The following is a 12383-nucleotide window of genomic DNA, read 5'->3' as shown; positions in this document are numbered from 1 at the left end:
GCAGGGGGTATATGATGGCCGAGCACATCCACAAGACCTACAGCTGCGACCGTTGCGGTGCCGATCTCGGCGAAAAGCTGCCGAACCATTCCCAGAAGACAGACGTCACAGCAAACTTCGCCTGGAGAGATGGCCCCGGCCCAACCTTCAGGTGGAAAGATCTGTGTGTCGCATGCCGTGCAGCTGTCTTTGACTTCTTCCAACCGAATGATTGGGAGCGCAAGAAATGACCGATCGCCCAATCCTTTTCAGCGCGCCTATGATCCGCGCCCTAATCGCCGGCACGAAGACCCAAACGCGGCGCGTCATCAAGCCACGGCACAACCCGAATAGGCCGAGCCTCTTCGACGGCACCTGGTCGGATAGCTACGTGCTCGATCCCGGCAACCAGAAGTGGCGCGATGATGCCTATCCCTGGCGCGTCGGTGATCGCCTGTGGGTCCGCGAGGCATGGCGAACTGAGCGCGCCTTTGATGGGATCCGTCCACGGGATCTCCCGATATTCGAACTGCCTGGTCTGCCGATCTTCTATGAGGCGAACGATAACGGGCAGGCGTCGACCTGGGGCAATCCATGGGGAGACCAGCGGCGGCCGTCAATGTTCATGCCCCGCTGGGCGTCTCGCCTCACCCTGATCGTGACCGGCGTCAAGGTCGAACGCCTCAACGATGTCAGCGAGGAGGACGCCTGGGCCGAGGGCGTCTGCACCTGGTGCGAGGGGCCCGACAGAGTGCCATGGACCGGATTGTCGAACAACGACCGGCGCAGTTTGGTACGCTCGACCTATGGCAGTGCCGTGAACGCATATCGCCATCTGTGGGAGAACATCAACGGCGCTGATTCCTGGGCGGCAAATCCATGGGTTTCGGCAACCGTGTTCGACGTCCATCAGAAGAACATCGACGCGATGAAGGAGGCGGCATGAAGCACGCCCGCGCGATCGACGCCGCAACCACCATCGTGCTGCCACTCTCGCCGGCGCCGCGGCGCGGCCTGTCGTGCGAAGAAGCCGCAGCTTACATCGGTCTGAGCCAGACGAAATTCCTTGAGCTCGTTGGAACGGGCAAGATGCCGAAGCCGATCCGGATCGACCGACGGGTGATCTGGGATATGCGCGCGCTGGATTCGGCGTTTGATCAACTTCGTGATGAGCAATCCCCGCAATCCCCAGATGGCGACGTTGACGACGGTTGGGGCGATGAAGCACCCTGACGGGATGGAGATCGATCTTCGGTATCTAAGCGAGGAAAAGACGCGTCACGGCCGGCGCGTCGTCTATGCGCGCCTGAAGGGAAAACGGATCCGTCTCAAGCACCCGGTCTCGTCACCCGAATTCCTCGACGAGTATCGAGCAGCAGTGAAAGCGCTCTTCGCGGGCGCCGAAGAGAATGCTGCGAAGGCCGGCAAGCAGGACGTGCGAGTGCCGTTCGCCCCTAAGACGTTGGGCTGGCTCATCGAGCGCTATTTCACAGAGTCGACGAAATATCTCACGATGGATCCGCTCGGCCGAAAGCGTCGCCGGAAGATCCTGGAGGACGTGAAGAAGGAACACGGCCATAAGCCGATGGTGATCCCGGGCGAGAACATAGCCAAAGGCGTCGCCAAGCGGTCTGCTGTTCCCGGCAATGCCAACGAGTGGCTGAAATCCCTGAAGGCGCTCTACACCTGGGCCGTCAGCATCAAGATCATAGAGGTGAGCCCGGCTGCGGGCCTTGGAAAGATCAAGACCGAATCCGAGGGCTTCTACACCTGGACGGTTGACGACATCCGAACCTACGTGACGAGGCACCCTATCGGCACAATGCCGTATCTGGCCTGCATGCAGCTTCTGTTCACCGGGCTCCGTCGCTCCGATGCGGTGAAGTTCGGCCGGCAACACGCTCGCTCGGGCAAGGTGAACTTCAAGACCAGCAAGACCGGTGCCGACCTGATCACTGAAATGCCCTGGCCGCTCGTCGATGCAATCGAGGCAATGCCCGACACTGATCAACTCCCATATCTGCTCACTGCTTATGGCAAACCGTTCGCCTCGGGCGCGGCGTTTGGGAATTGGTTCAAAGACCGATGCCGTGAGGCTGGCTTGCCGGATTGCTCACCGCACGGTCTCCGCAAGGGCGGCGCAACGATTTGCTCAGAGAACGGCGGCTCAGAAGTAGAGCTCGAGGCCATGTATGGATGGGCGAATAACCGCCAGTCGGGCGTCTACACCAAGAAGGCGAGGGCTCTGATTCTGGCGACAAAGGGTTTTGAGCGGATCGCGCAAACCCTGGTTGTTGAAAAGATTTTGACGGATCCGGGGGAACGGAGACGGCACAGCCGTGTCGCACCTTGAGAGGCGGTTACAGGAGGTGCGACAATTTCGGTCAGTAAGCCATTGATAAGTAAGTACTGACTTAGCGGTGTGGCGCGCCCTAGGGGAATCGAACCCCTCTCTCCACCGTGAAAGGGTGGCGTCCTGACCGATAGACGAAGGGCGCGGCGGGGCGGACATATAGAGGGGTGAATCGCAGGCGGCAAGAGGAATATGCCGCCTTTGTGAAATTTGTTGTGCCGGGCAGTTTTGGTGCTGGTTTTGCGGGTGAAATGCCCCGTTTCACCACACGCCGGTGTTCGCCATCGAGGCCCAGGGCTCGGCTGGCGGCAGAGAATCGCCCTTTTGCAGGATCTCGATGGAGATCAGATCCGGCGAGCGCACGAAGGCCATGTGACCGTCGCGGGGCGGGCGGTTGATGGTGATGCCGGCCTGCTGCAGCTGGGCGCAGAAGGCATAGATGTCGTCGACCTCATAGGCGAGATGGCCGAAATTGCGGGCGCTGCCGTAATCTTCCGGATCCCAGTTGTAGGTCAGTTCGAGGGCAGGGGCCTTGCCGGCCCGGAAGGCTTCGAGATCCTCCGGGGCAACCAGGAAGACCAGGGTGAAGCGGCCCTTCTCGTTTTCATAGCGCCGACCCTCGACCAGGCCGAAGATGTCGACATAGAATTTGAGCGAGGCATCGAGGTCGCGGACGCGGACCATGGTGTGGAGATATTTCATCGGACCCTCATTGCATGTGGAGAGGTAAGGCCTAATGCCGATTGCCGCCGCCGACAAGGATGCCGTGCTTGCCGAAAAACGCGCCCGCTTCGCCGCAATGCTGGCGCGGGCTGATCGTGTCGCCGCCTTCACCGGTGCTGGCCTGTCGACAGAGGCAGGCATTCCCGACTTTCGCTCGCCGGGCGGCCGCTGGAGCCGGATGAAACCGATTGCCTTCGAGGCGTTCCTGGCCGACGAGGAGGCCCGGCGCGAAAGTTGGCGCCGGCGCTTCGACATGGACGACGAGATCCGCTCGGCCCGGCCCACGCGCGGCCATATGGCGATCGCCTCCTGGGTGCAGGCCGGCAAATGTCCGGCGGTGATCACGCAGAACATCGACAATCTGCACCAGGATTCGGGCATTCCGGCCGATGCCGTCGTGGAAGTGCATGGCAACACGACGTATGCGACGTGCCTCGACTGCGCCAGGCGCTATGAAATCGAGGCCTTGCGCGCCCCGTTCCTGGCAAACGGACAAGCGCCGCGCTGCGACGATTGCGGCGGCTTTATCAAAACGGCGACGATATCCTTTGGGCAGCCCATGCCGGAGACGGCGATGCGGCGCGCCACCGAACTCGCCAGGACCTGCGATCTTTTCGTGGTGGTCGGCTCGTCCCTGGTCGTCTATCCGGCCGCGGACCTGCCGCGACTTGCCCATCGCCAGGGCGCGCGGGTGGTGATCGTCAATCGCGAGGAGACACCGGGCGATCGTTATGCAGATCTATTGCTGCGGGGAGAGATCGGCGATCTGCTGGAGGAATTCGTTCTGTAAATGCAGCTGGATTTTCGAGAGTTCGTCGATTTTAGGGACGTTTTGCGATTGTACGAAGATGAGGCACAAAAATGTTAATTCGGGCTTTCCGTTGAGCCAGGGGGTGTTATCGTAGCGGCCTCAAGAATCGTGCGGCGGCCCAGTCCGTGGGCAATGTGTTGGATGGCGTAGATGGGTACGAACGATTTTGAAGCGAGGTTCGAGCCAGTTCACGACTCCGGGGGACATCCGGACGAGAGGCCGGCGGGCCTGCTGGAGGTCGCCGGCACCATCAAATGGTTCGACATTGCGAAGGGCTACGGCTTTATCGTTCCGGACAATGGCAGCCAGGATATTCTGCTTCATGTCAGCGTCCTGCGCCGGGATGGCTTCCAGGCGGCCTTCGAGGGCGCGCGCGTGGTGGTCGAGGCCACACAGCGTGCCAAGGGCCTGCAAGTTTTTCGTATCCTGTCGATGGATGAATCCACCGCCGTGCATCCCGCACAGCTGCCGCCGGCCCGCACCCATGTGCAGGTGACGCCGACGGGCGGTTTCGAGCCGACCACGGTGAAATGGTTCAATCGCCTGCGCGGGTTCGGCTTCGTCTCGCGGGGCGATGGAACACCGGATATTTTCGTCCATATGGAGACCTTGCGGCGGTTCGGCATCATGGACCTGAAGCCAGGTCAGATCCTGATGGTGCGTTTCGGCACCGGACCCAAGGGATTGATGGCCGCCGAGCTCAAGCTTGCGGATGGACCGACTGGACCGCAGTCGCATTGACGAAAATGCGCAACATTTTTTCGCTTTCAATAGCTTACGCCGCTATCCTCGCTTTGTTTGTGAGCATTGCTAGTCTTTCGGCTCTGCGTGCCGAGGATGGCGTGTTCGAGCCTTTGTCGATCGCCACAGCTGGCGGCGAGCGCGACTTCCAGGTCGAGGTCATGCGCACCGAGGACGAACAGAGGCGCGGCATGATGTTCCGACGCAGCCTCGATCCGGACAAGGGCATGCTGTTTCCCTTCCCGGCGGAACGTATCGCCTCGTTCTGGATGGAAAACACCTATGTGTCGCTCGACATGATCTTCATCCGTGGCGATGGCACGATCCAGCGTATCGAGAAGCGTGCCGAACCCTTGTCGACGCGCACCATCATGTCCGGGGCGCCGGTGCTCGCCGTCTTGGAGGTGGTGGCGGGGACAGCGGACAAGCTGGGCATCAAGCCCGGCGACAAGGTAAGCTACCCGATCTTCAAGCCTTGACCGCGTCACCCGGTCATACAACTTTTTGAAATCGGGCCGTTCAGGCCCTTGCGGTTCTCGGCGCGGCCCCTTAGTAAGCTCATCATTCGTCCTTAACGGGGTATGGCGCAGCCTGGTAGCGCGATAGTTTTGGGTACTATAGGTCGCAGGTTCGAATCCTGCTGCCCCGACCAAGGATGGATGAGACGAAAGGCGGACGGCGAACGATGACAGCCAGAATCTTTAAGCCGGCACGTACGGCGATGCAGTCCGGTTCCGCGAAGACGAAGGACTGGCTCCTGGAGTTCGAGCCGGAAGAGCCGCGCTCGGTCGAGCCGCTCATGGGCTGGACTTCCTCGGGTGACATGAAGCAGCAGGTCAAGCTGCGTTTCGCGACCAAGGAAGAGGCCATCGCCTACGCCACTCGCAACGGCATCGCCTATCAACTCTTCGAGCCGCAGGAAGCGACGACGAAGATCGTGTCCTATTCGGACAACTTCAAGGTTTCGCGCGTGGGTCAGTGGACCCATTGAGTTTGAGAGCAAAGCGCGTTCCTCACTGAACGCCTGTTTGCTCTCGCTCCTTGTTTCCAGCCGATCCAATGGATTGGCTAAAGCGTCTTTGCGCTTCTTGGTGATTGCGTCAAATCGCAAAACGCTTTAGCGCTCGGCGTCGGGATTGGCCCCATAGCTCAGCTGGATAGAGCGAGCGCCTTCTAAGCGCTAGGTCGCAGGTTCGAGCCCTGCTGGGGTCGCCATCCCAGGCCGGTCTTCTCCATCGGCTCGAGCCGGACTTCGGTTTTCCGACATAACCCGCACATCGGCGGAGGTTTGCATGGCAGCTCTATCCGAATCACCGGCAGCTGCCAGCACCCCTGGACGATTGCTCGACCGCATAGCGGGCTCGAATCTGCTGGCGATCTCTGCTTTGCTGGTGGCTGCGCTGCTCGCATTCGCGCCCGGCTTCACCGGTCTGCCGCCGATGGATCGTGACGAGCCGCGCTTTGCCCAGGCGTCCAAGCAGATGCTGGAGAGCGGCGATTTCGTCTCCATCCGCTTCCAGGACGAGGCAAGGCTGAAGAAGCCGGTCGGTATCTACTGGCTGCAGATGGCAGCGGTCAGCCTCGGCGCCAGCCTCGGGGTTCCCGAGGCACGCACCACGATCTGGCTCTTTCGCATTCCCTCGCTGATCGCTGCAATTGGGGCTGTGCTCCTGACCTGGTGGACGGCGATCCCGCTGGCGGGACGACGTTCGGCTTTGCTTGCGGGCCTGATCATGGCCGGCTGCCTGCTGCTCGGCGTCGAGGCGCGCCTGGCGAAGACGGATGCGACGCAGTTGCTGACGGTCATGGCGATGGTGGGCGTGCTCGCCCGGTTTTTCATGGCTTCGCACCGGGGCGATCCGGCGCCCGCGGGCCTCGCGCTTCCAGCCGTTTTCTGGCTCGGCATGGCGGTGTCGATCCTGATCAAGGGGCCCATAGGCGCCCTTCTGGTCGGCCTTACCATTGCCGGCACCGTGGCTGCCACGCGTGACTGGCGCTGGCTCGGGCAGTTGCGCTGGCTTTGGGGCATCCTGTTCACGCTCGTCCTGGTATCCCCCTGGTTCATCGCCATCATGATCGAGACCAAGGGCGCCTTCCTGCAGGAATCGGTCGGCAAGGACATGCTGAACAAGGTGGCAGGCGCCCAGGAATCGCATGGTGGGTGGCCGGGAACCTATCTTGCCGTGTTCTGGGGCACGTTCTGGCCATTCGCACCGCTGGCGGCACTCGCCGCGCCCTGGGTCTGGCATCAGCGGCGTCGGCCGGCCGTGATCTTCCTGCTCGCCTGGCTGGTGCCATTCTGGCTCGTCTTCGAATTCTTCCCGACCAAGCTGCCGCATTACGTCCTGCCGGTCTATCCGGCGATTGCGATTCTGATCGCCATGGCGGTCTTCGATGACGGGCTGTCGCGAAGCCTCTGGGCGCGCATCGTCGCCGGCCTGATCCCCTTGCTGGCCTTGGTGCTGGCGGTGGTCGGGGTCGGAGCGGTGTGGTTCTATCAGAGCGAGATCGCCTGGCTGACGCTGGCTTTCGCCATCGCGGCCGTTGCGGCGGCATGGCTGGCCTGGCGACGGCTGGGTGAGGGAAGGGGCGTGGAGGCCGTTCTGGCATGTCTCGCCACCGGCCTGCTGCTTTATTGGGGCATCTATGCGGGCGCCATTCCCAAATTGCAGGCGATGGCCATCAGCCCGCGCTTGGCTGCGGCGGCCCAGGCCGCGCAATGCCCGCATGTCGCAGCAGCGAGCGTTGGCTTTCGTGAGCCCAGCCTGGTCTTCCTGGCCGGTACCGATCTCGATATGCCCAGCCCCGAAGGCGCGGCGGACTTCATCGGGCAGGGGATCTGCCGGGCCGCCTTTGTCGACAAGCGCTTCGAGCCGGCCTTTCTGGCCCGTCTCACCGCGAACGGGACCAAGGTCGACCTGGTTTCCAGGGTTGCAGGAATCAACATCAACGGCGGCAAGAAGCTGGATATCGGCGTTTATCGCAGCCCGTAACGCGTCTTGCGGCCTTGGTTAGGCATTGTCCGGACATAATTGAAGCGCCACCTTTGTTATGCCCGGGCTTGACCAGGGCATCCAGGGAGCCCGTCTTTGACGTCTGGAGGGCGGAACTGGATTGCCGGGTCAAGCCCGGCAATGACAAAGGTCGAGCCAGCTCGATTCGTTTGTCGACGCATGAATCCTTAAGTCTCGCCCCTGCCGGGTTTGAAGGCGATGCCCTTTTGCATGGCGGTCTTGCCGAACTTCGCCCGGACGGCGTCGATGGCATTCTCGGTCGCGACAAGGCGTTTGGCGTTGGGGTCGGCGAGATCGCCATGATCGGCGTCGGCCATGTCGGTGAGGCCGGTGATGCCGATGCCGATCAGGCGATATTGCGTGCCATCGGTTTCCTTCGAGAGCAGTTTTTTGCCGGTCTCGAAGATGCGTGTCGCCAGGCGTGTCGGCTCGTGCAGGCTCTGGGCGCGGGTGCGAATGCGGAAATCGGCCGATTTCAGCTTCAGCGTCACGGTGGAACCGGCAATGGCGGATTTTTTAAGCCGGGCCGAAACCTTTTCCGACAATTGCCAGAGGATCGGCAACAGGCTCTCGCCACTAGCAAGGTCGTGCTCGAAGGTCGTCTCGGCCGAAACCGATTTGCGATCGCCTTCTGGATCGACCTTGCGGGCGTCGCGGCCAAAGGCGAGGCGGGCGAGGCGCTGCCCCTCGACGCCGTAGCGCCGGATCAGTGGAATCTCCCCGGCACGCTGCAGGTCGGCGATGGTGCGCAATCCGTCCCGCTCGTAGCGGGCGGCTCCAGCCTTGCCAACGCCCCAGATGAAGGAGATTGGGCGCGGAGCCAGAAACTCGGGCGCTTCTTCCGGCGAAAGCACGGTAAAACCGCGGGGCTTTTCGAGATCGGAGGCGGTCTTGGCCAGGAACTTGTTGGCCGAGAGCCCGATGGACACGGTGATTTTCAGTTCCTTTTCGACCTGGTTGGCAAAACGCAGCAGTGTACGGGCCGGACTGGCGTGATGCAGGCGGTCGGTGCCAGTGAGGTCGAGAAAGGCCTCGTCGATCGAAAGCGGTTCGACCAGCGGCGTCAGTGCCAGCATCATGTCGCGGACCTGGCGGCCGACCTGGACATATTTTTCCATGTTGGGCCTGACGACCACCGCATCCGGGCACAGCTTAAGCGCCTGGAACATCGGCATGGCCGAACGCACGCCATAGGTGCGGGCGATGTAGCAGGCGGTGGAGACCACACCGCGCTTGGCGCCGCCGACGATCACTGGCTTATCGGTGAGGGAAGGATCGTCGCGCTTCTCGATGGTGGCGTAGAAGGCGTCACAGTCGACATGGGCGATGGCGAGCCGCTCGAGTTCAGCATGCCGGACAATGCGCGGCGAACGGCAGGTAGGGCAACGATCTGCCTCGCCCGCTTCGCCAAGGCAGTCGCGGCAGAGAGCGCCCATCAGTCCCAACGAATGCCGAGCTGGAAAGCCGTTCGTTGCAGATCTTCCGGAGACAGGCCATTCTCCGCTGCAAAGCTGGCGGCACTCGCCTCATCCGAGAGGACGTGCTGCAGAACCGACGCGAGAAAGCCGGGCTTGGCGGCGGCACTGCGAATCTCGTCGGGTGACAGGCCGGTCGCCATGAAGAAACCGTTGAGTCGATCCTCGTCCGCTGCAATGAAGCCGAGAGCGGCCGTCGCTACTTCTTCGGCGCGTTGTTTTTGGGCTGCCTGCCCGGCGGTTTGCCTGAACATTCGATTTCCCGTTTGGTAAGGACTGACTGCTAACAACGTGCCAGTAAGCGGGCGTGGTTGAAAACAGATTCGCAGCCGCGATATCCGCAGCGCATTCTAGAGCAAAGCACGTTTTGCTGAAAACGCTTCCTTGCTCTAACTCTTTGTTTTTGGCGCGTCTTTGTGATTCTTGGCTATTGTGCCACATCGCAGGATGCTTTGGCGTAGACGAGGGGCTCCATGGCCAAGAAAGTCCTGATCGTGGAAGATAACGAGCTCAACATGAAGCTCTTCCATGATCTGTTGGAAGCCAACGGCTATGACATCGTGGAAACGCGTAGCGGCATCAATGTGATGAGCCTGGCCCGCGAGCATCGTCCCGATTTGATTTTGATGGATATCCAGCTGCCTGAGGTTTCTGGCCTCGAAGTGACGCGCTGGCTCAAGGACGATGACGAACTGAAGACGATCCCAGTGGTGGCCATCACGGCCTTCGCCATGAAGGGCGACGAGGAACGCATCCGCCAGGGCGGGTGCGAAGCCTATCTATCGAAGCCGATCTCGGTGGCGAAGTTCCTGGAAACGGTGCGCGGCTTCCTGGGAGAATAGGGCCTCGAGAGTCGCCAAGGCATTTCTGGGGATCGCATTCATCTCAGCGACGCCCGAGCATTTCACGACAGCCTGCTCTTCCTGCAAGCGCAGTGTTTCCGAGAGCGGGCAGGGATGCCCATAGGCGCTAATTTTGCGAGTGGAGGCGCCTGAAACGAGGTGTGCCGATCTTCTGATCGGCATCTTCCCGCCAGCAAGCAAGGCGCTTCCAAGATGGTCGATCTGGAGATCGACCCACCAGATAAGCACCGAGTTCCGCAAAGTTAGCGCCTATGGGCTGAGATCCCTGCGATCCCACAAATTCCCCTTTTTGAGGTCAGTCGTGGCTGAGGAGCGGGCGCGGCAGATATTGAGACGCCTCTCTTGCGATGAAATCCAAGGCTTCCTGGGCCGGAGGCAACAACACCTTGTCGACCCGGCGTACCACGAACCACTGCCGGGTTACAGGCAGGCCCGCCACGTCCAATATCACGAGGCGGCCATCCTCCAACTCGGTCGCCACCGTATGGGCCGAGAGGAAGGCGATGCCGAGATCGGCGATCACGCTTTGCTTGATCGTCTCGTTTGAGTCGAATTCCATGCCGATATGAGGGGCGAGTTCGGTCTGCTCGAACAGGCGCTCCATCAGCATGCGGGTGCCTGAACCCGGCTCTCGTGTGAGGAAAGTCTCATGCGACAAATCGACCGCGGCAAGGCCTCTCTCCTTCGCCAGCCAGTGATTGCGCGACGCGATGATGACATGTGGGTTCTGGCCGATCAGGTGCTTCTCGACCTCGATGTCGGGAGGAGGGCGGCCTGTGATGGCGACGTCGAGCTTGTAGTCGCGCAGGGCCTGCATGATTTCGGCACGATTGCCGATCGACAATGTCACTTCGATCCGCGGATGCACGCGTGAGAAGGCTGCGATGATGAACGGCACGAAATATTTGGCCGTGCTGACCGCCCCGATCGAGATACGCCCGGCGGTTCTTCCGGAGATGATGCTCAGCGTGGCTTCGCAATCGGCAATGGCTGCCTCGATGCGGCTATGTAATTGCAGCATCTCGATGCCGGCATCGGTGAGGATCATCCCATCGCCCGTCCGTTGCAGCAAGGGCAGGTCAGCCAGATCCTGCAGGTTGCGCAGCTGCAATGTCACCGCCGGTTGGGTTAGGTGCAGATTCTTGGCGGCCGACGTCACCGAGCCGCTGGATGCGATGGCGGCGAGGGCGCGAAGCTGCCGACGGGTGATGTCTCGTAGGCGTATGACCATATAAGAAAAACTTTCGCAAAGGCGAAGAAAACAAAATTTCGATTATTTTCTATTTTCGGTCAAGCTCCTCGAAAGACCACGAAATGACGGTGCCCCGGATGGGGCATCATCCGGGGGAGAATGCCGATGACCGACAAACCGACTCTGGACAGCTATCTTGCTCGCCATGCCGGTGCCGACATGCTCAGGCCCGCGGTTGTCGAAGTCGTCGCCAGTCTCGCTGCGGCCGCCATCCGAGTCTCGGAAACCGTCTCGCTCGGCACGCTCGCCGAGATCGCCGAGGAGACCCTTGGCCACAATGCCGGGGGAGACGAACAGAAGGACATGGATGTCTGGGCCAACCGCCAGTTCCGGGAGGCCCTGCGAACTTGCCCGATCGCCGCCTTCGCGTCGGAGGAAGCCGACGAGTTGGAAATCTGGGATGCGAGCCAGCCTCTATGCGTCGCCATCGACCCGGTCGACGGATCCGGCAATCTCGACCTCAACATGCCGGCCGGCACGATCTTTTCCATCGTGCCGACGCCAGACGAATTCGTGCTGGCCTCGGCGGTCGATCGTACCCTGGTATGGCCGGCCGGCACCAGCCAGCTTGCTGCAGGCTTCGTCATCTATGGTCCGCAGACGACTTTGGTGCTGTCGCTCGGGGAGGGAGTCGATATTTTCACCCTCGACCGTCGCAGACGCCAGTTCCTGTTGACCCAGGCCAATGTCCGTCTGCCGGAACGGGACCAGCCGGAATATTCGATCAACGCCTCCAATTACCGGCATTGGGAAGAGCCGGTGCGGGCCTTTATCGACGAGTGCCAGGCGGGCGCCGACGGTCCATCAGGGCGGGATCACAACATGCGCTGGCACGGAGCGTTGGTGGCCGACACCTTCCGGGCTCTTACCCGGGGCGGCATCTATCTCTATCCGGCAGACGCCAGGGCCGGCTACGGGCAGGGCCGGCTGCGGCTGATCTATGAAGCCTATCCCATGGCCTTCCTGATGGAGAGGGCAGGCGGGGCGGGCTCCAATGGCCGGATCCGCATTCTCGATATCCGCGCAACCTCGCTGCATCAGCGCGTACCGTTGATCCTTGGGGCTAGGACCAAGGTCGCCCATTTGGAAACGCTGCATAACCGACCGGGCTTGTGGCCGCCGACCTCGGCGCCTTTGTTCGCCAATCGCGGCCTGTTCCGCGTCTGAGCTGG

14 protein-coding genes and 3 tRNA genes are annotated in these 12383 nt (G+C 61.5%); 12 read left to right on the top strand and 5 right to left on the bottom strand.

What is annotated here, in order from left to right; translation table 11 throughout:
- Positions 1-226 precede the first annotated feature (226 nt).
- From ACZYTC_RS09805 to ACZYTC_RS09795, 3 genes are read left to right on the top strand one after another with little or no spacing between them, the layout of a single operon-like run.
- A complete protein-coding gene (locus ACZYTC_RS09805; protein WP_488989433.1) occupies positions 227-925 on the top strand; it encodes a hypothetical protein in 699 nt (232 codons plus the stop codon).
- The gene (locus ACZYTC_RS09800) at positions 922-1212 is read left to right on the top strand and encodes a helix-turn-helix transcriptional regulator (RefSeq protein ID WP_488989432.1); all 291 of its coding nucleotides are present in this window, start codon (positions 922-924) and stop codon (positions 1210-1212) included. Before ACZYTC_RS09805 ends, ACZYTC_RS09800 begins: the two co-directional genes overlap by 4 nt.
- Complete coding sequence (locus ACZYTC_RS09795; protein WP_488989431.1) at positions 1133-2332, top strand: tyrosine-type recombinase/integrase; 1200 nt, start codon at positions 1133-1135, stop codon at positions 2330-2332. The genes ACZYTC_RS09800 and ACZYTC_RS09795 overlap by 80 nt, the downstream gene beginning before the upstream one ends.
- A gap of 70 nt (positions 2333-2402) precedes the next feature.
- Here the strand turns inward: ACZYTC_RS09795 and ACZYTC_RS09790 are convergent.
- Together ACZYTC_RS09790 and ACZYTC_RS09785 are read right to left on the bottom strand one after the other, a co-directional pair.
- A tRNA-Glu gene (locus ACZYTC_RS09790) sits at positions 2403-2477 on the bottom strand.
- A 116-nt stretch (positions 2478-2593) separates the two neighbouring features.
- Entirely contained in the window at positions 2594-3034 is a 441-nt protein-coding gene (locus ACZYTC_RS09785) for a VOC family protein (RefSeq protein ID WP_434956265.1), read from the bottom strand.
- Positions 3035-3068: 34 nt separating this feature from the next.
- On the opposite strand from ACZYTC_RS09785, the gene ACZYTC_RS09780 reads away from it, so the two are divergent.
- The 7 genes from ACZYTC_RS09780 (at position 3069) to ACZYTC_RS09750 (ending at position 7600) form a co-directional block, all read left to right on the top strand.
- On the top strand, positions 3069-3845 hold the full coding sequence (locus tag ACZYTC_RS09780; protein WP_434956266.1) for an SIR2 family NAD-dependent protein deacylase: 777 nt from the start codon (positions 3069-3071) through the stop codon (positions 3843-3845).
- Positions 3846-4016: 171 nt separating this feature from the next.
- Complete coding sequence (locus tag ACZYTC_RS09775) at positions 4017-4607, top strand: cold-shock protein (RefSeq protein ID WP_434956267.1); 591 nt, start codon at positions 4017-4019, stop codon at positions 4605-4607.
- A gap of 59 nt (positions 4608-4666) precedes the next feature.
- Positions 4667-5086 (top strand): DUF192 domain-containing protein, encoded by a 420-nt coding sequence (locus ACZYTC_RS09770; protein WP_481272111.1) that lies wholly within the window; start codon positions 4667-4669, stop codon positions 5084-5086.
- 96 nt (positions 5087-5182) lie between these two features.
- Positions 5183-5259: transfer RNA gene (locus tag ACZYTC_RS09765), tRNA-Pro, on the top strand.
- Between the two features lie 33 nt (positions 5260-5292).
- Positions 5293-5598, top strand: a complete 306-nt coding sequence (locus tag ACZYTC_RS09760; RefSeq protein ID WP_434956269.1) for an ETC complex I subunit — start codon at positions 5293-5295, stop codon at positions 5596-5598.
- A gap of 147 nt (positions 5599-5745) precedes the next feature.
- Positions 5746-5822, top strand: a tRNA-Arg gene (locus ACZYTC_RS09755).
- Between the two features lie 77 nt (positions 5823-5899).
- Positions 5900-7600 (top strand): ArnT family glycosyltransferase, encoded by a 1701-nt coding sequence (locus ACZYTC_RS09750; protein WP_488989430.1) that lies wholly within the window; start codon positions 5900-5902, stop codon positions 7598-7600.
- A 188-nt stretch (positions 7601-7788) separates the two neighbouring features.
- Here the strand turns inward: ACZYTC_RS09750 and ACZYTC_RS09745 are convergent, their stop codons facing one another.
- Positions 7789-9057, bottom strand: a complete 1269-nt coding sequence (locus ACZYTC_RS09745) for a DNA polymerase IV (RefSeq protein ID WP_488989429.1) — start codon at positions 9055-9057, stop codon at positions 7789-7791.
- Positions 9057-9350, bottom strand: coding sequence for a DUF3572 family protein (locus ACZYTC_RS09740; protein WP_434956272.1), 294 nt, complete (start codon positions 9348-9350; stop codon positions 9057-9059). The genes ACZYTC_RS09745 and ACZYTC_RS09740 overlap by 1 nt, the downstream gene beginning before the upstream one ends.
- Positions 9351-9569: 219 nt before the next feature.
- Here ACZYTC_RS09740 and ACZYTC_RS09735 point away from each other — a divergent pair, with 219 nt between their 5' ends.
- The gene (locus ACZYTC_RS09735) at positions 9570-9938 is read left to right on the top strand and encodes a response regulator (RefSeq protein ID WP_434956273.1); all 369 of its coding nucleotides are present in this window, start codon (positions 9570-9572) and stop codon (positions 9936-9938) included.
- A gap of 316 nt (positions 9939-10254) precedes the next feature.
- Here ACZYTC_RS09735 and ACZYTC_RS09730 read toward each other — a convergent pair whose 3' ends face one another.
- Positions 10255-11190: a LysR family transcriptional regulator gene (locus ACZYTC_RS09730; RefSeq protein WP_488989428.1), complete on the bottom strand. Its 936-nt coding sequence runs from the start codon at positions 11188-11190 to the stop codon at positions 10255-10257.
- Between the two features lie 126 nt (positions 11191-11316).
- Between ACZYTC_RS09730 and ACZYTC_RS09725 the strand changes: the two genes are divergently transcribed.
- Positions 11317-12378, top strand: a complete 1062-nt coding sequence (locus ACZYTC_RS09725; RefSeq protein WP_488989427.1) for a class 1 fructose-bisphosphatase — start codon at positions 11317-11319, stop codon at positions 12376-12378.
- Positions 12379-12383: the final 5 nt, after the last annotated feature.

It is taken from the genome of Labrys sp. F242 (genome assembly GCF_057813875.1).
Note: the sequence above shows the minus strand (reverse complement) of the source record. Positions and strands in the feature narration are given on the sequence as shown.